The organism is Mycobacterium sp. Soil_C_30, assembly GCF_057656995.1.
Genome location: NZ_JBDGJH010000007.1, coordinates 13,193 through 39,253, shown reverse-complemented (window position 1 = coordinate 39,253; position 26,061 = coordinate 13,193). Strand labels below are relative to the sequence as shown.

Below are 26,061 nucleotides of genomic sequence, written 5' to 3'. Positions count from 1 at the left end.
CTCTCGCTAGCCTGGGCCCCGTGACAGCGATCTCTGACCGCACCACGCCCGCGCCGCTTCGGAAGAAGGCCGCCCGCACCGCGGGCACAGTTGTGAGCCGGCTGACGGGCACCCCGGCACCGACCACCACGTTCCAGGTGCACCGCCGCGTGCGGATTCCGATGCGCGATGGTGTGGAGCTACTGGCCGATCACTACTGGCCCGACGGCGACGCCCCCGTGGGCACCCTGCTGGTGCGGGGCCCGTACGGCCGGCGCTGGCCGTTCTCGGCGATGTACGCGAGCGTGTACGCCGCGCGCGGCTATCACGTGATCCTGCAGAGTGTGCGCGGCACCTTCGGTTCCGGTGGCGACTTCGATCCCACCGTCAACGAAGCGGCCGACGGCGCCGACACCGCCGCCTGGCTACGCGACCAGCCGTGGTTCACCGGATCGTTCGGCACCGTCGGGTTGTCCTATCTCGGCGCCACGCAGTGGGCGTTGCTGCAGGATCCGCCGCCGGAACTGGCGGCCGCCGTCATCATCGTCGGACCACACGATTTTGCGGCCACCACCTGGGGCACCGGCTCCTTCTCGGTCAACGACTTCCTGGGCTGGAGCAACATGGTGGCCCACCAGGAGGATCCCGGCAAGCTGCGCGCGCTGCTGCGCCAACTCAACTCCAGACGCGTCGTCGCGCGAGCGGCTGCCGATCTGCCGGTTGGCGCCGCAGGACGCCGGCTCCTCGGCGCAGGGGCCCCGTGGTGGGAATCGTGGGTCGGCCACCCCGACACGGCCGACCCGTTCTGGGATCGCTACCGCTTCCCGCGCGCACTCGAACAGTCCCATGTACCGGTACTGCTGATCGGCGGCTGGCAGGACCTCTTTCTCGAGCAGACCCTCGAGCAGTACCGCGCGTTGCGTGACCGCGACGTGGACGTGGCGCTGACCATCGGCCCGTGGACCCATTCGCACATGATGGGCAAAGCTGCTCCGACCGTCTTGCGGGAATCGCTGCGATGGCTGGGCCGGCACGTCGCCGGGCAGTCGGCGCCCCCTCGCAGCCGGGTACGTGCGTCGGTGACGGGTGGCGGCGGTTGGCTGGAGCTGGCGGACTGGCCGCCGGTGACCACCGAAACCGCGTTGCATCTGGGCGAGTCGGGACGGCTGACCGACAGCCCTGCCCCGGGAGCCACCAGCTCGACGTTCGTCTTCGATCCTCATGATCCGACGCCGACGGTCGGTGGGCGGCTGTTGTCGCCGAGCAGCGGCCGCCGCCGCGATGACCGGTTGGCCCGCCGCGGCGACGTACTGAGCTTCACCACCGACGCGCTGCCGACGGATCTGCATGTGTACGGCACGCCCGCGGTGGTACTGGCACACCACGCCGAGCCTGCGCATGCCGACCTGTTCGTCCGGATCAGCGAGGTGGATGCCAGGGGTCGCTCACGCAATGTCAGCGACGGGTACCTGCGGCTTCGGCCCGGCCGTGACGCGGGGCCGCAGCGAGTGGAGCTCGATGCGATCGCGCATCGCTTCGCGGCCGGTTCGCGAATCCGGCTGCTCATCGCCGGGGGCTCTTTTCCGCGGTTCGCGCGCAATCTCGGGACCGGTGAGTCCGTACTCGACGGCGCCCGCGCGGTGGCCGCCACCCACGTGATCACCCACGCCGGATCGCAGCTGCTGCTGCCGGTGGGCCGGCCGGACTGACCGATGCCGACCTACTGCGGCATCGACGATTTCGTCGAGTTGATCGATCAGCTGGACGAGGTGGTGCGGACGGACTTCCAGCACCACACGAAGTTCCAGGTGTCATCGAGGACTCTCGGATACCTGTGGCCGGAGACCAGCACGGTGGGGTTGCGACAGACGATCGCCGAACAGCTCGCGCTCGTCGCGGAACGGCCGTCGGTGTTCGAGGTGCAATTCACCTCCGGCGATTTCGGCTGGGTGGTGGTGCACCTCGAACGGATCACGCGGGACGAGCTTGCCGAGCTGACGTTCGAGGCCTGGCGGCTCACCGCGTCGGAGACGTTGGTGGCAGCCCGCGCGGACCGGCTGCCGACCTGACCGAGACCTAACCCACCGCGGCGCGGACGCGTTCAGCGATCGCGGCCAGCTCATCGTCGTCGTGCACCGGCTCCTCCTGGTGGGCCGCCGGTGGCAGCGTCACCCAGCTGGTGCAGCCGCCGTACTCCGGAACGCGCGGCAGCCGCACCGGCGCGACCAACGGAAACACTTGCGCCACAAGGATTGTCAACCGATGTTTGGGCCGGAAGTCCACTCGGTCGGCGCGTACCGACGTGTTAGTCCAAATATGCAGATCGGCGATCTCGTCCAGGCGATCCGGAGTCTCGACCTGAACCGCTTCGAAGACTCTCGCCGCGCCACGCACGGTCACCTGGTCTTCGGTGCTGTCGGCCGCGGCGGGATCCAACAAATCGCGGTGCTCGGGGCGGACACGTTCGGCGTGGCTGTGCGCCACCGTCGGAAACAGCAGGAACTCCTGCGCGGCGACGGTGAACCGTTTCTCGTGGATCCCGCCTTTGCGCAACAGAATCGTCTGGCGGCCGTCGAGCAGGGCACGAATGGCCGCCGCCCATTCCTTGAGGCCGTCGGTGAGGTCGGCGTTCACCTGGCCCTGGCCGCTATGCGGGCCTGCACTTCCGGGCGGCGCAACGGTGGAACCGTCTTCGGTGGCTGCCGCCGCGCCGGCAGGGAGTCCAGCAACCGGGTGGTGGTGGCCGTGACTTCGGCGACCGCCGCCTCGAAGGCCTCGACGTTGGCCTCCGACGGGCGGGTGATGCCGCTGACCTTGCGCACATACTGGCGGGCCGCCGCTTCGACTTCCTCGGGTGTGGCCGCGGGTTCGAGCCCGCGAAGCTCGGTGATGTTCCGGCACATGCCATCCACGATAGGTGCGATTCTGCTCACCGCTACGGTGAAGCGATGACTGACGTCTTGCTGATCGATACCGCAGACCGGGTGCGCACCCTGACGTTGAACCGCCCGCAGGCCCGCAATGCGCTGTCCTCGCAGTTGCGGCGCGAATTCTTCGGCGCCCTGGCCGACGCGGAAGCCGACGAGGCCGTCGACGTCGTGATCGTCACCGGCGCCGATCCGGTGTTCTGTGCCGGGCTGGACCTCAAAGAGCTCGGTGACACCACCGAACTGCCCGACATCTCGCCGAAGTGGCCGGCGATGCGCAAGCCGGTGATCGGGGCCATCAACGGCGCGGCGGTCACCGGTGGCCTGGAGCTGGCGCTGTACTGCGACATCCTGATCGCCTCCGATCAGGCGCGCTTCGCCGACACCCACGCCCGGGTGGGACTGCTGCCGACGTGGGGGCTGAGCGTACGACTGCCGCAGAAGGTCGGCGTGGGGTTGGCGCGTCGGATGAGCTTGACCGGCGACTACCTGTCTGCCGCGGACGCGCTGCGCGCTGGGCTGGTCACCGAGGTGGTGCCGCACGCCCAGCTGTTGGATGCCGCGCGTGCGGTGGCAGCTTCGATCGTCGGCAACAACCAGCAGGCCGTGCGGGCCCTGTTGCACTCCTACCACCGGATCGACGGCGCGCAGACCGACGGCGCGCTGTGGATCGAGGCGGAGTCGGCACGGGCCTGGATGCGTTCGACCAGTGGCGACGACATCGCCGCCAGCCGATCTGCGGTGATCGAGCGCGGCCGCTCCCAGGTGCACTGACCTTCCGGGCCCGGGAGTGTGGCCCGGGCGGGTTCGGGGTCGGTGCTTCACACAGGGTGGGTGTGACACAACCACGTGGGGCATCGCCGGCCGCGGGATCGTGGACGGTATGACACAGCTCCCCCCGCGTCCGAGGCGCCACGTCAGGCACCGCGGTGTGGATTCGTTGTTCTCGGTGTGCCCGATGGAGGCTGACGAGCCGGCCCGGCCCCGGTCGTCGGTGCCCGGCCGACCGGGTTTTGTCCTGACCCTGGCGGTGCTGGTCGACTGCCTACCCAACACCCCCGCCATCGTGGTCAACGACATCGGCGACATTCTCGACGCCAACGTACTGGCCCGGGAGTTGTTCTCCGAATACACCATTCGCGACAACCTGGTTCGGATGATGTTCCTCGATCCAGCCGCAGGGTTGGACACGCCGGCCTGGCGCGACCAGGCACGCGACGTGCTCGCAACACTGCGCCGGGCCTACCAGCAGGCACCGTCGCACAGCGCCACGAGTGCCCTGGTGAGCGAGCTGCTTCGGCTCAGCGCGCCCTTCAGGAGGATGTGGCTACGGCGGGAATGGACCGCCGACGGTCGGACAACGCGAGTCTTTCACCACCGCGACGTGGGTGCGCTAATGGTCGATGAAGTGTTACTGGCCAGCGCCGCCGAACCCGGCAGGAACGTCCTGGTCTACGTTGCGGCACCGGGATCGTCCAGTGACCATGCGCTGCGGATCCTCGGATCGTTGCGCGCGTCCGTGTGACCGGGTCCGGAGTTGACGGCCCGGGTCAGGAAACCACCTCGGCACCAGCAGAGTGCTGGGCGCTGCCGCGGCGAAGCTGCTCCCGCAGGGACAGCAGCCGCGTTTCACTGATGCTGCCGGGTTCTGGTTGGTACACCACGAGCTGCTGCCCGGGTGCGCTCATCACCTGGAAAGCGTGGAAGTTGATCACGATGTCGCCGACACGTTCATGCCTGAGCAGCTTTGTCTCCTGCGTCTTGGGGCTGATGTCGTACTTCTGCCACATCCGCTCGAATTCGTCGTCCGCGCGAAGTTCCGCGATCAGGGCGTCACGCTCGTGCGCGTTGTGATGCTGACGCATCGTCGCCCGCAGCGACCCGACAGAGGATTCAGCGGCACGCGTCCAGTCGACGAAGAAGCGCTTGCCCGCCGGGTCCAGGAACACGTTGCGGACGAGGTTCCTGTGATCGCCGAACGAGCTGAAGAGTTCTGTCGCAAGCGGATTGAGCTGTGTGAAGTTCAGTAGCGGGTCCAGGATGAATGCCGCAGCACCGTCCCATGCATCGAGCATGTTCCTCAACGTCGGGTCCACGGAGTCCTTCGACGGAACCGCTTGCGGCGCAAGCCCGGCGAGCAGACGCAGGTGATCGTCCTGGTGCCGGTTCAGTTTCAGTGCGGCGGCCAACGCCTCGACAACCTGCTCGGACGGGTGCTTCTCGCGGCCTTGCTCCAGACGCACGTAGTAGTCCGTGCTGAGCCCGGCGAGCTCGGCGACCTCCTCACGACGGAGGCCCGGCACACGACGGGCGGTCAGCGTGGCAAAAGGATAGGTGTCCGCCGCAGCAGCATTGCGACGCGCCCGCAGGAATGCCCCGAGGTTGTCATCAGCCATTCCCTGAGAATACCGACCATCCTGCCGCACAGTGCAGCTCACGATCCGAGCCGTGCCAACGTGGGTGTCCTGCACCCACGCTGTGCGACCGGATTCTTTCTAATCTCAGCTCGACCCGAGATCACCACGTCGACCAGATCGGACCACAGCGTGAGCAACAACACCTCCACCGCACCTTCCGACGTAGTCGGAATGTGGGTCACAGCAGACGGCTACATCCGCCAGGAACTGCTGCCGAACGGCCGCTACGACGAGGCACGCGGCCACAGGGCGAGCGCCTACACCGGGACCTATACCGTGACCGGCTCGCACCTGGATTACCTCGACGACACCGGCTTCACTGCAACGGGAGACATCCGCGACGGTGTGCTCTATCACGAGCACCTGGTGTTGTACCGCGAAGAGAGGATCTGATCGGCGATGCACACCTCAGCCATCGGTGACACCCTCGCAGCCACCGCAGGTGATCCCCTGCGGCGGATCCTGCTGACCGGAGGGGCCGTCGTCACGATGGACCCCGAGATCGGTGACCTCTCCCGAGGTGACGTCCTGATCGAAGGATCCAAGATCATCGACGTCGGCGCCGATCTGCGCGCCGCCGGCGCCGCGACCGACGCGATCGTCGTCGACACCTCCTCGGCCGTCGTGTGCCCGGGGTTCGTCGACACCCATCGACACGCGTGGGAGACACAGTTGCGCCGCATCATGCCCGACGTCAACGACCTCGGCGAATACGTCATGAGCACGCTCAGCGGCCTGGCCCCGCGCTATGAACCCGCCGACATCTACACCGGCACCAGACTCGCCGCCCTCACTGCGCTGGACAGCGGGGTGACCTGCATGCTGGATTTCTCGCACAATTCGCGCACCGCCGAGCACTCCGATGCCGCCATCGCGGCCCTTGCCGACGCGCGGATACGCGGTGTGCACGCGTCCATGGGCCCGCACTTCGGGCAGTGGGACCATCAATGGCCCGCGGATGTGAAACGTCTTCGGGAACAGTACTTCTCGTCCGAGAATCAACTGCTGACGCTACGACTGGCCGCCCTTGCCACCGATGAGGTCGCCGGCCCCGAGCTCGCCTTCGGCGCAGAGCTCGCCCGGATAGCACAAGAGCTGGACCTGTGGGTCAGCATCGACGCGGTGTTCGGTGCCGCGTCCTCGGCGGCCATCCTGGACTGGCACGACGCCGGCATCCTCGATGACCGGCTGACACTGATCCACTGCACCGGCCTGACCGACGAGGCGTGGGCCGCGATCGGCGCGGCGGGTACCAGTGTGTCTCTGGCACCGTCCTCGGACGCCCAGATCGGTCTGGAGTCCGCCGTTCCCGCCGTCGACGAGGCGCTGCGGGCAGGCATCCGCCCCGGGTTGAGTATCGACGTCGAGGTGGCGCTGCCCAGTGACATGTTCACCCAGATGCGCACACTCCTGGCGATCCAGCGCATGCTCGCGGTCAATTCGGTGTACGGCAGCACCACCGAACCGCAGCGCATCACCACCCGCGACGTGCTCGACTTCGCGACACTGCAGGGCGCGCACGCCAACGGCCTCGGGGACGTCACCGGTTCCCTCACCCCGGGCAAGCAAGCCGACCTGTTGATCGTCGCGGCGGCGGACGTCAACAACATGCCGCTCAACGACGCGGTGGGCACTGTCGTTCTCGGCGCTGACCCGCGAAACATCGAGGCCGTTGTGGTCGCAGGTCAGGTCGTGAAGTGGGACCGAGCGCTCGTCGGTGTCGACCTCGCGCAACTCAGAGACGAGGTGACCGCATCGCGGGATCGTCTCCTGGCAGCACACGAGCGGTCCGATCACTCATCGCAGTGATCCACTGATGCTGCGGCCGCCGCACACGGTGATGGTCTGCCCGGTGACATAGCCGGCCTCCGGCGCGGCAAGGTAGCCGACCGTGCGGGCGATATCGTCGGGTCGGCCGACCCTTCCGACCGGAATGGACTGCATTATTCTCTCGATGATGTTGTCCGGCAGTGATTTTGACATCGGCGTCTCCACGAAACCGGGTGCGATGCAGTTCACCGTGATGCCGTCGGCAGCCAGCTGTAGCGCGAGGCTTCGGCTGGCACCGGCGATGGCACCTTTGGAGGCGGCGTAGTTCGCGGAGCCGAAGTTGCCCAGCCACGCTCTGGAGGTGAGGGAGATGACCCGGCCTGTGCCCGACCCGCGCAGATCCGGCAGGGCCGCCGCGGTGGTGTTCAGCATGCCGACGAGGTTGACCTCGAGGACCCGGCGGAACTGAGCCGCGGACATCTTCTCCAGACGCGCGTCCTCGAGGACACCGGCGCAGTTGACCACGACGTCGAGCCCACCCAACCGGTCACCGGCGGCCCGCACGGCGCGTCCAGCAGACGAAGCATCGGCCAGGTTCGCCGCGAAGATCGCCACCTCGGTGTCGGAGTGGGAGGCGATCCGGTCTGCAAGGGGTCTGAGGGCATCGGTCGAGATGTCCGACAGAGCGAGGGCGTAACCGAGTTCGGCCAGGTACGTCGTAATGCCCTGTCCGATCCCCCCGGCGGCTCCGGTGACCAACGCGCGGCGGGGACACACATTGAGTTCAGTGACAGAGATGGTCATGGGCGCAGCTTCCCGAGACTGGCTCCTGCGTAGATTTCCTGGCCGGTGATTGAACGTGCCTGCTCGTCGAGAAGAGCCGTGATCATCACCCGCACCGCAGGCTCCTCCGGTGTCTCGTCGAACAGGATGGTGTTGGCGGTGGCCCCGTGCCGCTCCAGCTCGATGGCCAGGGAGCGGACCAGGCTGAGCAGCCCGCCCGTCACCGCTGCGTCCAGTGGTCTGTCGGCATCACCGAGTGCGGCCAGCGCCGGCGCCAGGACGATGATCCGGCCCGCATGCTCGACAACCGACGGCCAATGATGCTGCGCCGCTTGGAAGGCGGAAAACAATGGCTCGACGGTCGCTGAGTCATGGATCTCGGTGTTCAGCGTGTGGCGCCCGTCGCTTCCGCGGTAGACCAGGACCAGCGTCGGCGCCGGCGGTTCCGACGGCGGCGTGGACCGCTCGGCGGTCAACTCGATGGTCACCATGGGGGCGACGGTCATCGTGACATCACCACCACGGTGACCGACCCGCCGTCGGTGCCACTGACCGTGCCGCCCTTGCAGTACGCCAGCCCGGTGCCGGCGTTGTCCACCTGTCGGCCTCCCGCGCGGTCGCTCAACTGCCAGGTGAGTTCGCAGACCTGCGCGACACCGGTGGCGCCGACTGGGTGGCCGCGGCTGAGCAAGCCGCCGCTAGGGTTGACGGGCAGCTTGCCACCGATTGCGGTGTGCCCGTGCTCGGTCCAGACGGCCCCCTGACCGAGCGGTACCAGCCCCAGTCCCTCCAGGCGGACGATCTCGGCGATGGTGAAACAATCGTGCATCTCGACCAGGTCGATGTCGTCCGGGCCGATGCCGCTGATCTCCCACGCCTGTTGCCCGGCACGGCGCGAGGCGTCCTCGGCGTTGATGCTGGACTGGGGCGTCACGATGGCCCCGCTCACCAGAGCGCACCCGACGATCCGGGGCGCGGACGGGCGCTCCCGTTTCGCCAGCCCGGTGGCCGAGGTCAACACCACCGCGGCGGCGCCATCGCTGATCGGACTGCAGTCGAGCAGCCCGAGTGGTTCGGCGATGATCCGCGCATCGAGAACCTGCTGCAGGCTCAGCGGATGTTGATATTGCGCAAAGGGATTGTGCACGGAGTGGGCATGGTTCTTCACCGCGACCGCGGCGATCTGCTCGCGGCTGGCGCCGTGGTCGGCCATGTAGCGACGAGCACTCATACCGTGGTTGGCGGCCATGACCAGACCGTTGATGGCGTCGATGTCGGTGGGGTCGGGCATCACTCCGCCGGAGACACGGTCGGTCATCTTCTCGGCGCCGATCACCAGAACAGTGTCATAGAGGCCGGCCTTGATCGCGATCCAGGCCTCCCGGATCGCGGTGGCTCCACTGGCGCAGTAGTTTTCGTGGTTGGAGACCGGCAGCCCACCCAAGCCCAGTTGGACGGCCGCACGTTGTCCCGCGACTGGGCCTCCGAACACATGTCCCATGTACACAGCCTGGATGTCGCGTGCGCTCACTTCGGCGTCGGCCATTGCTGCCCGCGCCGCGCCGGTGGCGAGCTTCTCCAGGGTCACGTCAGCCGGATACTTGCCGAAGCGGACCATTCCCGCGCCGGCGACGTAGATCTCAGTCACCGCTTCTCCTCGTCTGATCGAAATCGGTACCACCACAGGGATTCGCCGGACGGGGTGGACTTCAGTGGGAACAGGTCGACGCTTACGGGTTCCCCGATGCCGACCCGGCCGGTGGCGGCGCCCAGGAGACGGACGCCGTCGATGTCCACGGTGACCAGCGTGTAGGGCGTCTCCCACGGCGGCGGCGCCTGGTGCACGACAGTCCAGCTGACCACCGTTCCCGCCTGCGAGAGCACGACCTGCTCGACCAACTCCGAGCCGCAGTGTGGGCACAGCTCGCGCGAGGGGAACGAGCGCTGCGCACAGGATGTGCACAGCAGTCCGCGCAGACCGGGCGGGTCGAGACTGATCACATCGGCTCGCATGGGACGGTCAGCATCGCTCATGGTCTAGGTCCCCCCTCGCTCGACGAGTTGGCTTGCGATCACGTTCTTCTGGATCTCGTTGGTCCCTTCCCCGACGATCATCAGCGGGGCGTCCCGGAAGTACCGTTCGATGTCGTATTCGGTGGAATAGCCGTATCCGCCATGTATCCGAAGTGCCGACAGTGCGACTTCCATCGCTGTCTCGGAGGCGAACAGCTTGGCCATGCCGGCCTCGAGGTCGCACCGAGCACCGGCGTCGTAGCGGGCTGCGGCGAACAACGTCAGCTGCCGCGCCGCCGTCAGCTTGGTCGCCATTTCGGCGAGTTGGTGTCCGACGGCCTGGTGCTTCCAGATCGGCTTACCGAAGGACTCCCGCTCCTGGGCGTAGCGCAGAGCGTCATCGAGGGCGGCGCGGCCCACTCCGAGCGCACGCGCGGCGACCTGGATACGGCCCGTTTCCAGGCCTTTCATCATCTGGGGAAAACCCCGGCCCTCCACTCCCCCCAGCACGGCGGTGGTACTGACCCGGTAGGAGTCAAAGGAGATCTCGCAGCTCTCCACCCCCTTGTATCCAAGCTTGGGGAGATCGCGGGACACGGTGAGACCAGGGCCGTGCTCGGCCAACAGGATCGAGATTCCGCGGTGCGGGGGAACGGCTTGCGGGTCGGTCTTGACCATCAGTGCGATCAGGCCGGATCGCCGCGCATTGCTGATCCATGTTTTCGAACCGTTGACCACGTAGTGGTCGCCGGACCGGCGCGCCGTCGTGTGCATGGCCTGTAGGTCGGACCCGCCGCCGGGTTCGGTCAGTGCCATGGTGGCGCGCAACTCGCCGGTGGCCATTCGCGGCAGGTACTTCTGTTGTTGTTCGTCGGTTCCGAACTCCGAGAGGAGCTTGGCGACAACGGTGTGACCACCCATGGCTCCTGCCAGGCTCATCCAGCCGCGGGCGAGTTCCTCGGTGATCTGCACATAACAGGGCATCGATACCGGGGTGCCGCCGAATCGCTCGGGGACGGCGAGGCCGTAGATACCGATCTGCTTCATCTGCTCGATGAACTTCTCGGGGTACTCGTTGCGGTGCTCCATCTCGTTGACCGTCGGCTTGACGTCACGATCGATGAACTCGGCGACGACGCGTACCAGGAGCTGCTCTTCTTCGGTGATGCCGTCCTTACTCATTGGTCCTCACTGCCTGTTGTTGCCCCGGAGGTGGCCGGGAGTGGAATGGGCATGCCGCTGGAGTCCAGGCCGAGTTCGCGAAGGGCAATGGTGCGCAGCTCGGCTTTCGGCACCTTGCCGCTGGCGACGCGGGGTAGTTCGCTGCCGGCGCGGTACAGAACATGGTGGGGGGCCTTGTATTTCGCGGCGGAAGCGCGGATGTGGCGCCGAATGTCCTCAGGCGTGACACCATCGCGATCCGCGTCGACGAACACGACGATCGCCTCTCCGCGCACCGGGTCGGGGATTCCGACCGCATGAACCTCCCGCACACCGGGGACCTGCCCGGCCAACAGCTCCACCTCGACCGGACTGACGTTTATGCCGGCGGGTTTCATGAGTTCGGAGAGCCGGGAGTGGAAGTGCAGATAACCTCGTTCGTCGAGCCAACCGAGGTCGCCGGTCTTGAAGTATCCGTCAGTGGTCATGACGCCTCGGGTCCGCGCGGGATCCTTGTGGTAGCCGCGCATCACGTGGCCCCGGATGAGGATGTGGCCGACGCTCAGGGCCGGCACCGGGAGGTCGGTCTCCGGATCAGCGATGCGGATGTCCCAGCCGGGCAGCGCCGTGCCTATGGTGTTCTCGCTGAGCTCCACCTCATCACGTGCATCGGTGAGCGCGCACAGACCATAGGACTCCGTCAGGCCGTAGATGCTGGTGCCGAGATCCAAACCGAGTTCGGTGCGCGCCAGTTTCCGATCGGCTGCACTCAACCCCAGCACACCTTTGCGCAGGACCAGCTTCCGGTTCCGGTGGTCGGGGTGACCCACCAGGCTGCGGGTCATGTTCCCCAGCCCGTAGTAGACGGTGCAGCGTTCCCGTTCGAGGATCTGCAGGGCTTGGCCTGGCTCGTAGGCTTCCATCAACACCACGCAGGCGCCGTGGGTCCACGTCGCCCCCAGTGCTTGGATCACGCCCAGTCCGTAGAACAGTGGCGTCGCAACAAACGAGCGGTCGTCGGCATCGAGGGCCTGCCGTTCGCCGATGTTGAAGGTGTTTACGATCATCGGATGATGCTCCAGTGCAACACATTTAGGCCTGGCGGTGCTCCCGCTGGTGTAGATCAGGAACGCCAGGTCGTCGGGTCGGACCAGCGATTCGGCGGCGGCCAGATCCGCGTCGCTGACCGCAGCACCGAAGCTCAGGAACTCCGTCAGCGACGTCGCGCCGGCAAGCCGGTGTTCGCCGAGTTCGATGACCTGACCTAACAGCGGCAACTGCGAGGCCGCCGGGTCGGCGCGGCCGCCGGCCGCCCACGGAATCACCTCGGCCACGAGCGGTACGTAGTCGACATCGCGCAGGCGGTCGTGGAACAGCAGGGCTTTGACATCGCCATGCTCCAGCGCGTACTGCAGTTCGTCCTGCTTGTACCACGTGTTGATCGGCACGGTGACTGCGCCGATACGCGCCGCGGCCAGGGCCGAGTACAGCCAGCTGGGTCGGTTTCCCGCCAGCACGGCCACCGAGTCTCCGCGGCGGATCCCCACGGCGAGTAGGGCTTTGGCGTAGTGGTCGACATGCTGATCCACGTGGCCAAACGAGTGGTCCTGTCCTTCGAATGAGATCGCCGGACGTTCGGGGTGGCGGCGCGCCAGTTCGCGCAACAGCCCACCGAGGGTGCTCGCGGTTGGGGGTGTGACGGTCATCGTGCCTCCTGTCGTGTCGCGGCCACCTCTGCCGGACGTGGAGCTACCCGAGGTACGGGCAAGCCGGGGATCTCGACGTCGAAAGCCAGCACCCGGCCGCCCTTGGCGACCGTGACGACGAGGATAGAGAGGTCCGTCCCGGCGAAACAGACGCTGGTGGGCATGGTTTGCTCACCGATGTCCAGGCGCTGCGTCAACCGGCCGGAGGCATCGAAGTAGGACACCGTCCCCGATCTGCTTCCCGCCACCCAGATCCCGCCGGCCGCATCCACGGCCAGCCCGTCGGGTGTGGAGACAGCCAGCTCGGGCGAGTCCGGGTCTCGAGTGACGCCATGCGGCGTGACGGTGTAGCGGCGCACCCGGTCACGAGCCGTTTCGCTGATGTAGACGTCTGTGGCGTCCGCTCCGAAGGCAATTCCGTTCGGGAAGTACACGTCGTCGAGCATGATCGCTGCCGCCCCCGTGGCGGGTTCGAAACGCCAGACCCGGCCCGCCGCGGCGTCGCGGCCGAACTCGTGCCCCGTGGGGTCGGTGAACCACAACGCCCCGTCGGGACCCACCGCGCAGTCCGACGGCGCGCGGACCTCGGCGCTCAGCATGACCCTGGGGGCCTCGTGCCCGCTGGGGTCCCACACCTGGATCGACGGCGGCACCCGGCGCCGCGACCGACTGGGCACCGCTGTCCCCCCGTTCTGGGTGATCCAGAGTCTCCCGTCGTCGTCCACCGTCATTCCGTTGGGCCCCGAGCCAGGGTCAGCCACCGCGGCCGGTGGCCGCCCGTCGAGGAAGACCTCGAACACAGCGCCGCGGCTCAGACTGGTGACGAACAGACGGCAGTCCGGCGTCCAGACCGGTCCCTCGGTGAACCCGATTCCGGTCGCGAGGGTCCTGGCCTGCGTGACGGCGCGCACCGCGACAGCGCAGCCATCGCCGGAGGACCGCTGGGCCGACGCGCCGGCGTGATCACTGGTAACCGTCCGGCTCCAGTCATCGAGGATCCTCCGTGCGTGGGCCGGATCATCAACCGCGCGGCACGCGGACGCCGGGGTTCTGCCGTACTGAGGCGCGGGGGCCGGTTCCACCCGCCCGCCGGTGAGCAGCGTCCCCCGCGATCGTAGGTGCGGATCCCGCTGCGCCTCCTCCAGACTCAGCACCGGGCTCACGCAGGCATCCAGGTCGGCGAAGACACTCACCCACTCAGCACGCGTGCGACCGGCGAAGATGTCGGCGAAAGTGCGCTTCATCGCTGGCCACGATGCACGGTCGTGCTGATCCGGCAGTGATTCGGGGTCGCACCCCAGCCCTTGCAACAACCGCCGGTAGAACGGTGCCTCGATGCTGCCCACCGCCATGAACTCGTCGTCCGCAGTCCGGTACACGTTGTAGAAGTGCGACCCGCCGTCGATGCTGTTGGTGCCGGGTTCACCCGCCCACTCACCGGTATCGACCCGGTTCCACACACCGGACATGAGCAGGGTCGCGCCGTCGATCATCGCGGCATCAACAACCTGTCCACGTCCACTTCCGCTGCGCTCGTACAGGGCCGCCAGAATTCCGCTCAGCAGCAACATTCCGCCACCCCCGTAATCTCCGACCAGGTTCAGCGGGGGGATCGGCGCCTCGCCCGCGCGTGCGATGGACCGCAGTGTTCCGGTGAGCGCCAGGTAGTTGATGTCATGGCCCGCGGAGTGCGCCAGCGGGCCGGATCGGCCCCATCCGGTGACCCGCGCGTAGATCAGGCCGGGGTTGGCCGCCAAGCAGGCATCCGGCCCCAGTCCGAGCCGCTCCATGACGCCCGGCCGGAACCCCTCGACGAGTACATCGGCACGCCCGATGGCTTCCTGCGCGGTCGTCCGGTCAACCGGATCCTTCAGGTCCAGGGTGAGCGAGGCTGCCCGGCTTCGACCGAGAATGCCGGCCTCCGTCGTCGACTGCCCGGGCCTGTTGATTCGCAGCACCTCGGCACCGGAATCGGCGAGCATCATCGCCGCGAACGGTGCCGGCCCCAACCCGGCGATTTCGATCACGCGCAGGCCCCGGAGAGGACCGTGCGGTGCGGGATCGCTGTCAATCATCGAACTCCCCTGTCGGACAAAGTGAATGTGAGGTGGATAGCGCCGGATCGGTCGGTGGTGAACTGGGCGTCCACAAGTGAGTCCACGCGCAGCTCTGACATGGGGGTACCGACCACGTTGGCGTACAGCCGCACACCTTCGTCGAGGGCCACCACCGCGACGACATAGGGCGTCGGCAGGTGGAAGTCGTCCAAGTAACTCTTGTGGAAGGCGGCGAACGACCAGAGGCGACCGGACCCGGTGCTGGACACCCATGCTGGTGGTTCGGTGTCACCGCATGCACCACACTCCATCCGTGGGGGGAACTCGGGACGCGCGCAGGCTGCACACGCACTCACGAGGAGCTCACCGCGCTGCAGGCCCTCGGTGTGTGCGTGTAACGAGTAGCGGGGTGTGTGCATCACCGCGCTCCGTACACCACGGAGGTCACCACCGGTGCGGCACAAAGGTATTGGGCGATCTCCGCGCCGGCGACCTGCCGTTTACCGCAATCACCGCGCAACTGCCGAACGGCCTCCACATTGAGCCCCCAGCCCTGCATGTAACTCTCGGACAGGTGACCGCCGGAGGTGTTCGTCGGCAAGTCGCCACCGATGCCGATCCGGCCGTCCTGAATCCATTCCGGCGCCTGCCCTGGCTCACAGAAGCCCAGACCTTCCAGCGTGAACAACACGTTGGGACTGAAGTTGTCGTACGCCATCAGCACGTCGACGTCGGAGCGGTCGCAGTCGGCCATCCGGTACGCACGCTCCCCCACCTCGGCAATGGCGCCGCGCCAACAGTCATCCGGCGGAAAGTCCGAGTCCCGAAGCTGCCCCTGCTGGGCGAAGCCGAGAACCGCCACCGGTGGTTGCGCGCAGTCGCGGGCCCGCTCCCCGCTCGTCAGGATCATCGCCACTCCACCGTCATTGATCAGGCAGTAGTCGTAGATGCGCAACGGCGCGACGATCTCGCGACCGGCCAGATAGTCCGCCATGGAGATCGGTTCGGTGAGAACAGCAGCCGGGTTCAGGCCCGCGTGTGTCCGAAACGTACGGGCGACGGCGGCAAGCTGCTCGGGTGAGGTTGCATGGTGTTGGCAGTAACGTTGGAACATCAGAGCGTAGAAGGCTCCGGGCGAGGTGATGCCGTAGGGCAGCGTAAGGCACGGATTGGTGCCGTATCCCTGCGCAGCGGCGGAGGCGGCGGGTCCTCCCCCGCCGTAGGTGTGGCCGCCGCTGCGGCCGTTGTTGCCATAGACCAGCGCCACCGTGGAGGCCAATCCGGTGGCGATGGCCGCGACGGCCAATTGGATGGCGACACCGGTCATGCGCCCTTCAGCGGGTAGTTGCGCCGTCCATCGCGGTTCCATGCCCATTCGGGCTGCGATTGTTTCGTAGCTGCTGACCCGCATGGTGATGAGACCATCGACATCGCCAGCGTCCAGGCCCGCGTCGTGCAGCGCCGAGTCGAGTGCTGCACACCCCAGATCATCGGCCGAGAACCCGGGCAGCCTGCCGAAGGCGGTGGATCCGATGCCGACGACGGCTGTCGCGGATTGAAGCTTCTCTTGCATTCTCAACCCCTGCGTACACGGGGCGGCGCTGTCGCCTGCCCCCAACGGTCGGTGAAGCCTGTACGACGCGGTGTGGACAGCCACACGTCCTACCTACAAAAACGCCCGTTTTGTTGATATTTGATACATACGGTAGGCCCTTTCGTCATTGAGGTCAACCTCTCGAACTCGGAAGTCATGCCGCCCGCATCAATCACCCGGTCTTCCAAATCGACCCAATAAGGCTGCGGTACAACGTTTATGAAAGCTGCCCGCCGCGGGCGGAGCGTGGAATGCGCCTCGGACACCCTCCGGCAATACGCACCCCAGACATAAGGATTCGGCTTGATATTTGATCCTTCTGTTGCCACACTTGTGTGGTCCGGACCACAAACCCTTGTGCACCGCTGCACACTCGCGGCCTGGCGACGTCATCTGTCGTCGCCAGGCCACTCGACGGAAGGCCACCAGCGCTATGTCTGCCGAACCATCACCAACAAGGATGCCGCGTGTCGTCGCGGCGGGCTTCACCGGGACGGCTCTGGAGTACTACGACTTCTTCCTCTACGGCACCGCTGCAGCACTGGTCTTCGGACCGCTTTTCTTCCCGTCCTACAGTCCGTTGGCCGGCACTCTCGCCTCCTTCGCCACCTTCGCGGTGGGATTCCTGGCCAGACCGCTCGGCAGCATCATCTTCGGTGGCATGGGCGACCGGATCGGACGAAGAAGGACGCTGGTGGTTTCCCTGGCCCTGATGGGCGCCGCCACCGTAGCGATCGGCGCGTTGCCCACATTTCACCAGATTGGTTGGGCCGCACCAGCTCTCCTGGTCCTGTTGCGGTTTGTTCAGGGTATCGCGATGGGTGGCGAGTGGGGCGGCGCAGCGCTGCTACTTGTGGAACACGCACCCGCTCGCCAGCGTGGTTTCTACGGCAGTACCGTCCAGATGGGTGTGCCGGGCGGCCTGCTGCTGTCCACTGCCGCGGTCACCATCAGCGACCGAATCGCGGGCACCGACTTCGAGACCTGGGGCTGGCGGCTTCCGTTCCTGTTCAGCGCAGCACTCTTCTTGGTGTCGTTGTTCGTGCGGCTCGGTGTCGAGGAGACCCCGGACTTCACGGCCCTGCGCGATACGTCCGGGCAGCAGAAGCAACCTGTGCGTACGCTCCTACGTGACCAGTGGAGGGACGTAGCACTGGCCGCCGCGGTGATCGCACCCGGCGGAATCCTGTTCTATCTCGTTTCGGCGTACACGGTTTCCTACGGAACCTCGATCCTGGGAACGAGTCGAACCAGCATGCTCGATGCGCTGCTGTACGGCTCGCTGGTCTATCTGGCGACGTTGCCCGTCGCCGGCTTCCTCAGTGACCGATTCTCCCGCGCGGCAGTGCTTTTGGTGGGTTGTGTGTGCGCGGGATTCGGCGGCTTCGCGATGTTCGCCTTGCTCGACACGCGGTCGGGATGGAGTGCTTTCCTGGCCATCGCAATGATGCTCGGACTCGCGCACGCCGCTCTGCAAGCCCCACAGCCTGCATTTCTGGCGGAGCGGTTTCGTGTCGACGTGCGCCTCAGCGGTGTCGCGCTGAGTCAGGCACTGTCGGTCAGTGTCATCGGTGGAACGGCGCCGTTCGCGGCCACCCTGTTCTTCGACTGGACCGGCGCGACCTGGCCCATCTGCTCCTGGTTGGCGCTGTGGTGTGTTGCCGGCGCGGTGGCGACCGTCCTGCTGAACCGTCGTCCTTCGCAGTTCGCTGACGACGCCGATGACGATGTCCGTCCTGCCGACGGACGTCCAAACCGATCCCGCCGTACGGTCGCCGATCCCGAGAAGATCCACTGACCGGCAGCCCGCTTGGCACGCGCCGCTTCAGAACCCGTCGTCAGCCAGCACCCCGTCTGCTTTGAGCTTGGCGATCACGTACTCCCCTTCGGCTTGCACGTGGCGGCGGGAGGCCTCGTCGGCGGCATCACCGTCGCCTGCGCGCAGCGCGTCCAGAATCCGCTGATGACCGCGAACGGCCTCCGGACCAGCCGCCGGCGGCGCCTCGTACACCTCGCGGGGCAGGTTGCGGGCCATCTGCCGCAACACGGACAGCAGCCGCCGGCTACCGCCGGTCTGATTGACCAACGAGTGGAACTCCCAGTTCAAGGTATGTGCCAGGGCAGAATCCTCGGTGGCCTGCATCTGCTGGTGCAGCTCCTCGAGCCGGGCCAGCGTCGGAGCGGTGACCCGTGAAGCGGCCCGCCTGGTCGCGAGCCCCTGCACCATTCCGTAGATCCGGTAGTGATCGTCGATGTCCTCACGGTGAATCGGGACCACGAATGCGCCGCGGTGAGGTTCGGACTCGATCAATCCCTCACTCTCCAGCGCAATGAGAGCCTCGCGCACCGGGAGCCGACTCACTCCCAGTTCATCGGCGATGTCGTTCTGAGGTACCCGTTGGCCACGCGAGAGCGTCCCGTTGAAGATGAGCGTTCGGATGCGATCGATGACCTCGCCGCTCATGTTGCGACGAGGCACGCGGGTGTTGACGAGGCCGGATACAGCGGCCGGCCGTACAGGCGTGGCTCGACGAGGCGACGCGCTCTCTGACGATCGTGGCATCGATCCACTCCTTTGATCAATATCCGGCATCTTAGACGCTCCCCATCCTAGGCGTGTCGCGAATGCGCCATTGGTACCGGCGGCCCCCGCGTCTTGTGCTGACGTGAAAAATCGTTGCAAGACAACGTGTTGCGGCAACATAGCGCTGTAAACCCCTCGACTGCAGGCTCGACTGGGTGTAGCCTCGATCACATCCTGATGTATCAAATATCAATAGGAGAAGCCATGACACAGATGCTTGCCTCACCTCATTCGGCGGCAGTACAACGCCGGTTGGACGCCGAGCCCCATCTGTTCATTGATGGCCGTCGCGTCGACGCGTCGAGTGCACAGACCATCGCGGTCTGCGATCCCGCCACGGGTGCGCGCATCGCCACCGCCGCCTGTGCCGGCACCGAGGACGTCGACGCCGCCGTCGACGCCGCCACCCGTGCCTTCCATCCGACCTCGCCGTGGCGGCAGATGAGCCCGCTGGACCGGGGACGCATCCTGCATCGCATCGGAGATGCGATCTACCGCCATGCCGACGAGTTCGCGGAACTGGAAGTCCTTGATGCAGGCAAGGTCCGCAGCGCGGCGCGGGCCATCGATGTCGACTTCGCGGCGCGGGCGTTTCACTATTTCGCTGGCTGGCCTACCAAGATCGTGGGGTCCACGGTCCCCGTCTCACACCCCGACATCCACATCCGCACGGAACGTGAGCCTGTCGGTGCGGTCGCCGCGGTCACCGCATGGAACTTCCCCCTGCTGCTGTGTGGTTGGAAGCTGGCTCCTGCCCTGGCTGCCGGCTGCACCGTGGTGCTCAAACCGTCCGAGGAAACCCCGTTGTCGGCCCTGTGGCTCGCCGAACTCGCTGTCGAGGCGGGGCTGCCGCCCGGGGTGCTGAACGTCGTGCCGGGCACCGGCGAGGTCGCCGGACAAGCCCTGGTCAACCACCCCGACATCGCCAAGATCACCTTCACCGGCTCGACGATGGTGGGAAAACAGATCGCCGCACAGGCCGCCGCGCAGGTGAAGCGGGTGACGCTGGAGCTGGGCGGCAAGAGCGCGAACATCATCTTCGCCGATGCCGACCTCGACCAGGCCATCGCCGGCTCCGCCGGGGGAATCTTCTGGCACTCCGGCCAGACCTGCAGCGCGCCATCACGACTGTTCGTGCAACGCGACGTCCACGAACGTGTGGTCGAACGCCTGCGGCGCCAAGCAGCCGACCTGACGATCGGACATGGCCTGGACCCCGCCGTCGATTTCGGCCCGCTGGTGACCGCCGGCCAACTCGACCGCGTCCGCGGGTATGTCGACCGCGCCGAAGCCGCCGGCGCCACAGTCCATCGGGCGGCGCCGGTTCCCGACGAGCTCACCGGCCACTTCTTCCCACCCACCATCATCGATCACGCCGGCGACGACATGGAGTGCGTCCGCGAGGAGATCTTCGGCCCGGTTGTCACGGTCCTGCCCTTCGACGACCTCGACGAGGTGATCGAACGAGCCAACAGCGGCGACTACGGTCTGGCCGCCGGCATCTGGACCACCAACGTCAACACCGCACAGAAGGCCACCAGCCGATTGCGTGCCGGCACTGTCTATGTCAACGGATGGGGCCTCACCGACCCGGCCGCACCGTTCGGTGGTTTCAAACAATCGGGATACGGGCGCGACCTCGGCCCGGACAGCCTCGACGGCTTCCTCGAGACCAAATCCGTCTGGACATTCGTCCACTGAACGACCAACTGCACACCGAACCAATCGAGAGGACCACGATGAAAACACGCGCAGCAGTTCTGACAGCACCACACGCTCCGTTCGAGATCATGGAGCTCGACATCGACGATCCCGGCCCGGGCGAGGTGACGCTCAAGGTCACGGCAGCCGGCCTGTGTCATTCCGACCTGCACATGCTCGAAGGCGATCTCGACGTCCGCTATCCGATGGTCGGTGGTCATGAGGCGGCCGGCGTCGTCGAGAAGGTAGGCCCCGGCGTGACCAAGGTCGACGTCGGCGATCATGTGGTGTGCAGCTTCATTCCGAGCTGCGGGGTGTGCCGCTACTGCTCTACCGGTCGCCAGAATCTGTGTGACGCGGGGATGACCATCCTCGAGGGGTGCATGCCTGACGGCACCTTCCGACTGCACAGGGACGGCACGGACTACAGCGCATTCTGCATGCTCGGCGCCTTCTCCGAATACGCGACCGTCTCGCAACTTTCGGTGGTGAAGGTCGACAACTGGCTACCACTGCAGAGCGCGGTGCTCGTCGGTTGCGGCGTACCCACCGGTTGGGGCACGGCCGTAAACGCCGGCAACGTCCGTCCCGGTGACACCACGGTGATCTACGGGGTCGGCGGCCTCGGGATCAATGCGGTGCAGGGTGCCGTCGCAGCTGGGGCCAAATACGTCGTCTGCGTGGACCCTGTGGCATTCAAACGGGAAACGGCAAGCAAATTCGGCGCCACACACACCTTCGCGACCGCCGCGGAGGCTCAGGAGAAGGTCAGCGAACTCACCTGGGGCCAAGGCGCTGATCAGGCGCTGGTGCTCATCGGCCGGATGGACGAAGAGACCATCTCGGCGGCGTTCAGCATCATCGGAAAGGGTTCGACCGTGGTCGTCACTGGTGTGTCGAATGCCGCCAACCTCACCGTGCACGTCTCCGGCCAGGAGATGGTGTTCATGGAGAAGACGATCAAAGGGACCTTGTTCGGCTCCTCCAACCCGCAGTACGACATCGTGAAGATGCTCCGGATGTATGACTCCGGGACACTCAAGCTCGACGAGTTGATCACCACCCGCTACCGGCTCGAGGACATCAACCAGGGATACCGGGACCTCGAGGACGGCAAGAACATCCGCGGCATAATCGATTTCGAGCTCTGACAGGCGCGGCGGCGGCGCGTTCACCGGGAGTGGCGAGGGTAGGAGTTTCCCACCCTGTTTCTGGTCCTTCGACTGACCAATAGTGGTTCCCGGGAGCAGGAGTTCCCAGGCACCGGACCGGCACAACGGTTCTCGTCACGTTGAAGGAGCAGATCATGAGCACACTCATCGAAGGCACTCCCCTGGCCGGCCGGGTCGCGGTCGTGACCGGAGCGTCCAGCGGCATCGGCGAAGCCACCGCGGAGAGGTTCGCCGAGCTCGGCGCCAAGGTCGCACTCGTCGCGCGCCGGAAAGATCTGCTCGACGGGATCGCCGAGCGGATCACCACGAAGGGCGGCACTGCGTTGGTGGTGCCCACCGACGTGACCGACCGCGCCGCTGTCCTTGCCGCCGCGGAGCACATTGCCGTCGAATTGGGCGCGGTGGACCTCGTTTTCGCCAACGCCGGGGTTCAGCTGATCTCCGAGATCGGCGACCTCAAGGTGCAGGACTGGGACGCCCAGATCGATCTGAACATCAAGGGCGTGATGAACACCATTCAGGCGTTTGTCGGATCCCTCGAGTCCGCGGGCAGCGAAGGCCGACCGGCCGACCTCATCACCACCTCGTCGATCGCGGCCACCAGGGTGCTCGAGAAGTTCCAGGTGTACTCCGGCACCAAGGCGTTCATCAGCCACCTCACCCGACTGCTGCGCACCGAACTGGGGCGCAAGAACGTCCGGGTCGCCACGGTCGAACCCGGCATGGTGGACACCGAACTGCCCGACCACGTCACCGACCCGGACGCCACCAAGCTGATGGCCGATCTGATCGAGCAGATCGATGTCCTGCAGTCTGCGGACGTGGCCGAGACGGTGGCGTTCGTCGCCGCGCTGCCCAAGCATGTGAACCTCACCGAGATCACGATTCTCCCGACGGCGCAGGCCATCTGACCGGACCCGGCCCACCACGAGGAAGGAGGAACAGGTGTCGACCACCCGGCCCGGACGTACCAACGTGGCCCTGGCGACCGCCAAGCCCGGCATGTCGGAAACCCTGGGCGCCCAGTTGCTGAAACTGGTCACCCCGACCCGCGCTGAACCGGGCTGCCTGCGGTACGAGATCCACCGCGCCGTGCAGGACCGTCAATCGTGGATGATTCTCGAATCATGGCGTGCACCATCTGATTTCGACGCTCACATGCAGGCCCCGTACGTGCGTGAATTCCTGGCGCAGGTACCTGCCCTGTGCGTCCGCGATATCGAAATCGGCGAATATCAAGACGTTTCCGCCACCACCGATGACACAGGAGGGAACCTATGACTGCCCCACAATCACAGGTCTGGATGGTCACCGGATGCTCGACCGGCTTCGGCCGCAGTCTTGCCGAGCATCTCCTGGACCACGGACAGAAGGTCGTCGCCACGGCACGCGACATCTCCACCGTGTCCGACCTGGCCGACCGGGGCGACGCGCTGCTCCTGCCACTCGACGTCGTGAATCGTGAGCAGTGCACCGAGGTGGTCACAGCCGCGGTGGACCATTTCGGTACCGTCGATGTGCTGGTCAACAACGCGGGCATCGGCTACTTCGGCGCCGTCGAAGAAACCGACGACAAGGTCGCCCGACTCCTGTTCGACGTCAACTTCTTCGGTACTGCCAACACCATCCACGCGGTCCTGCCTATCATGCGATCTCGTCGCCGCGGCACGATCATCAACCTCACCTCGATCGGCGGCCTCAGCGGATTCGCTGCCGTGGGCTACTACTCGGCCAGCAAGTTCGCCGTGGAAGGCCTGTCCGAGTCGTTGCGGATCGAAGTGGCGCCGCTGGGGCTCGACGTCATGGTGGTGGAGCCCAGTGGATTCCGAACCAACTGGGCGGCCTCCTCCAACGAGGTCGAGTCCACGATCGAGGACTACGACCAGACCGCCGGGCAGGCCCGGCGCGCCTACCACCAGTCCGTCGGCAATCAGGCCGGGGACCCGGCGCGGGCTGCCGCGGCCATCTACGAGGCAGCCACCAGCGCCCAGCCACCACAACGTCTGCTGCTGGGCAACGAGGCCGTCGATGTCGCCCTTGCCAAAGCAGCGGCACTGCAGGCCGATATCGCGGCCTGGGAACACGTGTCACGGGGAGCCGACTTTCCCGGCGGGAATTACAGCGACGAAGGAGAGAACCGACAATGACACAGGTGACCAACATCGCGTTCATCAGGGCCAGGAGCGGGCTCGGCGATGAGCTCGGCCGTGGACTTCTGGAGCTTGTCGAACCGTCCCGCGAGGAACCGGGCTGCATCAACTACGACGTGCACCGGTCCGAGGCCGACCCCGACCTGTGGTTCGTGTACGAGAACTGGAGCTCCGCAGAGGATCTCGCGCAGCACTTCACCTTGCCGCACATGCAGGCCTTTGCCGCGGCGATTCCGCGGCTGGTCGACGGTGACCTGGACCTGCGACGGTTCGGCATGGTGTCGACCCCACGGGACCGAGGTCACCGGTCCTCGGGCACCCCGGACCGCGGTGACGTTGCCGGAGCAGAGATCTGATCGGCCACAAGCCGGCGCAGCTGGTCGAGCGCGTCCGTGCGGCTGATGCGGTTCATCAGGATCTGAACCCCGAGACCCTCGACGTAACGCAGGATGAACAATGCGGTGGCGTCGGGGGCACTCGCGGGCGTCGAACGGCCGTCAGTGGCGCGGACGATCGCCTCGGTCAGCAGGGCCAGCCACGCGTCGAAAATATCGGGAGCACCGGCGAAGCGTTCCGGGGAACGGGATTGCAGCGCCCACAGTTCCGACCACAGCGCCCAGTCGTCGGCGGTCCCGATCAGCGCCTCGGTCACCACCTCGAGGCCTCTATCCGGATCGCTCTCGTGTGCGGCGAGTTCACGGCAGCGCGCCAGCTCGGTGGAACTGACCCAGTGGAATGTCGCATCGATGAGGCCCTCGCGGGAGCCGAAGTAGTGCTGCAGCGTGCCTGTCGACACACCGGCGTCTCGCGCGACGTCGACCAAGCGGAGGTTGTCGCTCCGTTTGACGGCGATCACCGCCGCGGAAGCTCGCAAAATGTGCGCGAGTTGATCAGGATCCAGCCGGGGTCTGGGCACAGCCCCAGCTTAGTAATACCTCCGCGTGACTAACGCGCTCGCAACCCGTCCGACACCGAATTTCATTCCGTTGTAATAAGTGCATGTGATTATTATTAAGTGCTCACTATACGAGAGAAATTCATGAACCCTTGGCGCACCTGCATACGGCTGGGTAGCTGCGCTGCGGCGATCGCAGTGATGGCCGGCTGCTCGGCCGACACCGACGGCGCCGACGCCCAGCCCGCCATCGGCTTCCTGCAGCTGGCCTCCGCGGCGTACACGAACGCGATCCGCGCCGGCGTGGAGCAGGCCGCCACTGCGGGCGGGTATCAGGTGACGACGTTCGACGCAGGCAGCGATCCCCAGAAGCAGGTCGCCCAATGCCAGGATGCGATCAGTAGTGGTCGATTCGACGGGCTGGTCATCGAACCCGTTGACGGAGCGACCCTGGCCGGCTGTATCGCCAATGCCGCTGCAGCCGGCATCCAGGTGTCCGTCATCGAGTCGGCGATCGGGCCCGACCCCTCGTCGCCGGAGATCCAGGTCGACGGGATCGCTGCTCAACTCGTTCTGAGTCCAGGCGATCTCGCAGAGGCGAGCGCCGAGATGGCCGCGATGGCGTGCCGTGACCTCAACCCCTGTGAAGTGGTGTACTCGATCGCCGATCCCGCCGCGCAGATCCTGGTCGAACAGAAAGACGCAACCATCGCTGCGCTGGCCGCACATCCCAACATCTCGGTAGTGGGCGAAATCATCGGCGGATACGACAACCCGGCGCAGGGTCGTGCAGCGGCGCAGGACGCCTACCAGGCCCACGGTGGCATCGACGTGGTCATCGGCGACGACGACGTCACCCTCCAGGGGATCAACCGATGGGTGATCGACGAGGGGCTGCAGGGCCGGGTGGCGACCATCGGCAACGGCGCCACCGAAGCCAGTGTCGCCGCGATCAGGTCAGGCGACCAGTTCGGGACGATCGTGCTGTACCCACGCACCGCAGGCGTCCGGGCCACCGAATTCCTGCTGGCGGCCATCGGCGGCCGATCCCGCGCCCCGGTCGTCGAGACCTGGGCTGAATTCAGTCCTCTTGGTCCGGGTGAACTGGTCCTCACCCGTGCGAATGTCGACAAGTTCGTGCCGGAGTTCTGA

The 26,061-nt window shown here is 66.3% G+C and carries 28 protein-coding genes and 2 pseudogenes; 14 read left to right on the top strand and 16 right to left on the bottom strand.

Annotation, left to right across the window (positions count from 1 at the left end; all coding sequences use genetic code 11):
- Window positions 1-20: 20 nt before the first annotated feature.
- Entirely contained in the window at window positions 21-1,688 is a 1,668-nt protein-coding gene (locus tag AC3A6P_RS14945) for a CocE/NonD family hydrolase (RefSeq protein ID WP_487692404.1), read from the top strand.
- 3 nt (window positions 1,689-1,691) lie between these two features.
- Window positions 1,692-2,048, top strand: a complete 357-nt coding sequence (locus AC3A6P_RS14940) for an MmcQ/YjbR family DNA-binding protein (RefSeq protein WP_487692403.1) — start codon at window positions 1,692-1,694, stop codon at window positions 2,046-2,048.
- Window positions 2,049-2,055: 7 nt separating this feature from the next.
- On the opposite strand, the gene AC3A6P_RS14935 is transcribed toward AC3A6P_RS14940, so the two are convergent.
- Together AC3A6P_RS14935 and AC3A6P_RS14930 are read right to left on the bottom strand one after the other, a co-directional pair.
- Window positions 2,056-2,613: a DUF1802 family protein gene (locus AC3A6P_RS14935; protein WP_487692402.1), complete on the bottom strand. Its 558-nt coding sequence runs from the start codon at window positions 2,611-2,613 to the stop codon at window positions 2,056-2,058.
- Window positions 2,610-2,882 carry a DUF2277 domain-containing protein gene (locus AC3A6P_RS14930; RefSeq protein ID WP_487692401.1) on the bottom strand — a complete coding sequence of 91 codons (273 nt, stop codon included), beginning with the start codon at window positions 2,880-2,882 and terminating at the stop codon, window positions 2,610-2,612. The genes AC3A6P_RS14935 and AC3A6P_RS14930 overlap by 4 nt, the downstream gene beginning before the upstream one ends.
- A 45-nt stretch (window positions 2,883-2,927) precedes the next feature.
- Between AC3A6P_RS14930 and AC3A6P_RS14925 the strand changes: the two genes are divergently transcribed.
- Together AC3A6P_RS14925 and AC3A6P_RS14920 are read left to right on the top strand one after the other, a co-directional pair.
- A complete protein-coding gene (locus AC3A6P_RS14925) occupies window positions 2,928-3,680 on the top strand; it encodes an enoyl-CoA hydratase (RefSeq protein WP_487692400.1) in 753 nt (250 codons plus the stop codon).
- A gap of 184 nt (window positions 3,681-3,864) precedes the next feature.
- Window positions 3,865-4,431 (top strand): MmyB family transcriptional regulator, encoded by a 567-nt coding sequence (locus tag AC3A6P_RS14920; protein ID WP_487692399.1) that lies wholly within the window; start codon window positions 3,865-3,867, stop codon window positions 4,429-4,431.
- A 25-nt stretch (window positions 4,432-4,456) separates the two neighbouring features.
- On the opposite strand, the gene AC3A6P_RS14915 is transcribed toward AC3A6P_RS14920, so the two are convergent.
- Window positions 4,457-5,332 (bottom strand): helix-turn-helix transcriptional regulator, encoded by an 876-nt coding sequence (locus AC3A6P_RS14915; protein WP_487692398.1) that lies wholly within the window; start codon window positions 5,330-5,332, stop codon window positions 4,457-4,459.
- A gap of 120 nt (window positions 5,333-5,452) precedes the next feature.
- Here AC3A6P_RS14915 and AC3A6P_RS14910 point away from each other — a divergent pair, with 120 nt between their 5' ends.
- Both AC3A6P_RS14910 and AC3A6P_RS14905 read left to right on the top strand, forming a co-directional pair.
- The gene (locus AC3A6P_RS14910) at window positions 5,453-5,716 is read left to right on the top strand and encodes an Atu4866 domain-containing protein (protein ID WP_487692397.1); all 264 of its coding nucleotides are present in this window, start codon (window positions 5,453-5,455) and stop codon (window positions 5,714-5,716) included.
- Window positions 5,717-5,722: 6 nt separating this feature from the next.
- On the top strand, window positions 5,723-7,132 hold the full coding sequence (locus AC3A6P_RS14905) for an amidohydrolase family protein (protein WP_487692396.1): 1,410 nt from the start codon (window positions 5,723-5,725) through the stop codon (window positions 7,130-7,132).
- On the opposite strand, the gene AC3A6P_RS14900 is transcribed toward AC3A6P_RS14905, so the two are convergent.
- The 11 genes and pseudogenes from AC3A6P_RS14900 to AC3A6P_RS14850 form a co-directional block, all read right to left on the bottom strand.
- Window positions 7,121-7,897, bottom strand: a complete 777-nt coding sequence (locus tag AC3A6P_RS14900) for an SDR family NAD(P)-dependent oxidoreductase (RefSeq protein ID WP_487692394.1) — start codon at window positions 7,895-7,897, stop codon at window positions 7,121-7,123. The two genes, AC3A6P_RS14905 and AC3A6P_RS14900, sit on opposite strands and share 12 nt — an antisense overlap.
- Window positions 7,894-8,382, bottom strand: coding sequence for a hypothetical protein (locus AC3A6P_RS14895; protein ID WP_487692392.1), 489 nt, complete (start codon window positions 8,380-8,382; stop codon window positions 7,894-7,896). The genes AC3A6P_RS14900 and AC3A6P_RS14895 overlap by 4 nt, the downstream gene beginning before the upstream one ends.
- Complete coding sequence (locus tag AC3A6P_RS14890; RefSeq protein ID WP_487692391.1) at window positions 8,379-9,524, bottom strand: thiolase family protein; 1,146 nt, start codon at window positions 9,522-9,524, stop codon at window positions 8,379-8,381. Before AC3A6P_RS14890 ends, AC3A6P_RS14895 begins: the two co-directional genes overlap by 4 nt.
- On the bottom strand, window positions 9,521-9,910 hold the full coding sequence (locus AC3A6P_RS14885) for a Zn-ribbon domain-containing OB-fold protein (RefSeq protein ID WP_487692390.1): 390 nt from the start codon (window positions 9,908-9,910) through the stop codon (window positions 9,521-9,523). The genes AC3A6P_RS14890 and AC3A6P_RS14885 overlap by 4 nt, the downstream gene beginning before the upstream one ends.
- A 3-nt stretch (window positions 9,911-9,913) precedes the next feature.
- Complete coding sequence (locus AC3A6P_RS14880) at window positions 9,914-11,071, bottom strand: acyl-CoA dehydrogenase family protein (protein ID WP_487692389.1); 1,158 nt, start codon at window positions 11,069-11,071, stop codon at window positions 9,914-9,916.
- A complete protein-coding gene (locus AC3A6P_RS14875; protein ID WP_487692388.1) occupies window positions 11,068-12,756 on the bottom strand; it encodes an AMP-binding protein in 1,689 nt (562 codons plus the stop codon). The genes AC3A6P_RS14880 and AC3A6P_RS14875 overlap by 4 nt, the downstream gene beginning before the upstream one ends.
- On the bottom strand, window positions 12,753-13,667 hold the full coding sequence (locus AC3A6P_RS14870) for an SMP-30/gluconolactonase/LRE family protein (RefSeq protein ID WP_487692729.1): 915 nt from the start codon (window positions 13,665-13,667) through the stop codon (window positions 12,753-12,755). The genes AC3A6P_RS14875 and AC3A6P_RS14870 overlap by 4 nt, the downstream gene beginning before the upstream one ends.
- 99 nt (window positions 13,668-13,766) lie before the next feature.
- A pseudogene (locus AC3A6P_RS14865) lies at window positions 13,767-14,831 on the bottom strand (CaiB/BaiF CoA transferase family protein); the annotation flags it as partial.
- The gene (locus AC3A6P_RS14860) at window positions 14,828-15,082 is read right to left on the bottom strand and encodes a Zn-ribbon domain-containing OB-fold protein (protein ID WP_487692728.1); all 255 of its coding nucleotides are present in this window, start codon (window positions 15,080-15,082) and stop codon (window positions 14,828-14,830) included. The pseudogene AC3A6P_RS14865 and the gene AC3A6P_RS14860, both read right to left, overlap by 4 nt.
- 24 nt (window positions 15,083-15,106) lie before the next feature.
- Window positions 15,107-15,232: pseudogene (locus AC3A6P_RS14855) on the bottom strand (zinc ribbon domain-containing protein); the annotation flags it as partial.
- On the bottom strand, window positions 15,232-16,386 hold the full coding sequence (locus AC3A6P_RS14850) for a thiolase family protein (RefSeq protein WP_487692387.1): 1,155 nt from the start codon (window positions 16,384-16,386) through the stop codon (window positions 15,232-15,234). The gene AC3A6P_RS14850 and the pseudogene AC3A6P_RS14855, both read right to left, overlap by 1 nt.
- Before the next feature lie 481 nt (window positions 16,387-16,867).
- Here AC3A6P_RS14850 and AC3A6P_RS14845 point away from each other — a divergent pair, with 481 nt between their 5' ends.
- Window positions 16,868-18,205, top strand: coding sequence for an MFS transporter (locus AC3A6P_RS14845; protein WP_487692385.1), 1,338 nt, complete (start codon window positions 16,868-16,870; stop codon window positions 18,203-18,205).
- A gap of 27 nt (window positions 18,206-18,232) precedes the next feature.
- Here AC3A6P_RS14845 and AC3A6P_RS14840 read toward each other — a convergent pair whose 3' ends face one another.
- Complete coding sequence (locus AC3A6P_RS14840) at window positions 18,233-18,871, bottom strand: GntR family transcriptional regulator (protein WP_487692384.1); 639 nt, start codon at window positions 18,869-18,871, stop codon at window positions 18,233-18,235.
- 324 nt (window positions 18,872-19,195) lie between these two features.
- Here AC3A6P_RS14840 and AC3A6P_RS14835 point away from each other — a divergent pair, with 324 nt between their 5' ends.
- The 6 genes from AC3A6P_RS14835 (at window position 19,196) to AC3A6P_RS14810 (ending at window position 24,370) form a co-directional block, all read left to right on the top strand.
- Complete coding sequence (locus tag AC3A6P_RS14835) at window positions 19,196-20,692, top strand: aldehyde dehydrogenase family protein (RefSeq protein WP_487692383.1); 1,497 nt, start codon at window positions 19,196-19,198, stop codon at window positions 20,690-20,692.
- Between the two features lie 38 nt (window positions 20,693-20,730).
- Entirely contained in the window at window positions 20,731-21,843 is a 1,113-nt protein-coding gene (locus AC3A6P_RS14830; RefSeq protein ID WP_487692382.1) for an NDMA-dependent alcohol dehydrogenase, read from the top strand.
- A 155-nt stretch (window positions 21,844-21,998) separates the two neighbouring features.
- Window positions 21,999-22,775 (top strand): SDR family oxidoreductase, encoded by a 777-nt coding sequence (locus AC3A6P_RS14825; protein WP_487692381.1) that lies wholly within the window; start codon window positions 21,999-22,001, stop codon window positions 22,773-22,775.
- 64 nt (window positions 22,776-22,839) lie between these two features.
- On the top strand, window positions 22,840-23,145 hold the full coding sequence (locus AC3A6P_RS14820; protein ID WP_487692380.1) for a putative quinol monooxygenase: 306 nt from the start codon (window positions 22,840-22,842) through the stop codon (window positions 23,143-23,145).
- Window positions 23,142-24,011 carry an oxidoreductase gene (locus tag AC3A6P_RS14815; protein ID WP_487692378.1) on the top strand — a complete coding sequence of 290 codons (870 nt, stop codon included), beginning with the start codon at window positions 23,142-23,144 and terminating at the stop codon, window positions 24,009-24,011. Before AC3A6P_RS14820 ends, AC3A6P_RS14815 begins: the two co-directional genes overlap by 4 nt.
- Window positions 24,008-24,370, top strand: coding sequence for a putative quinol monooxygenase (locus tag AC3A6P_RS14810; RefSeq protein ID WP_487692377.1), 363 nt, complete (start codon window positions 24,008-24,010; stop codon window positions 24,368-24,370). The genes AC3A6P_RS14815 and AC3A6P_RS14810 overlap by 4 nt, the downstream gene beginning before the upstream one ends.
- Here the strand turns inward: AC3A6P_RS14810 and AC3A6P_RS14805 are convergent.
- On the bottom strand, window positions 24,316-24,930 hold the full coding sequence (locus AC3A6P_RS14805) for a TetR/AcrR family transcriptional regulator (protein WP_487692375.1): 615 nt from the start codon (window positions 24,928-24,930) through the stop codon (window positions 24,316-24,318). The genes AC3A6P_RS14810 and AC3A6P_RS14805 overlap by 55 nt on opposite strands.
- A gap of 123 nt (window positions 24,931-25,053) precedes the next feature.
- Between AC3A6P_RS14805 and AC3A6P_RS14800 the strand changes: the two genes are divergently transcribed.
- Window positions 25,054-26,061 (top strand): sugar ABC transporter substrate-binding protein, encoded by a 1,008-nt coding sequence (locus AC3A6P_RS14800; protein WP_487692374.1) that lies wholly within the window; start codon window positions 25,054-25,056, stop codon window positions 26,059-26,061.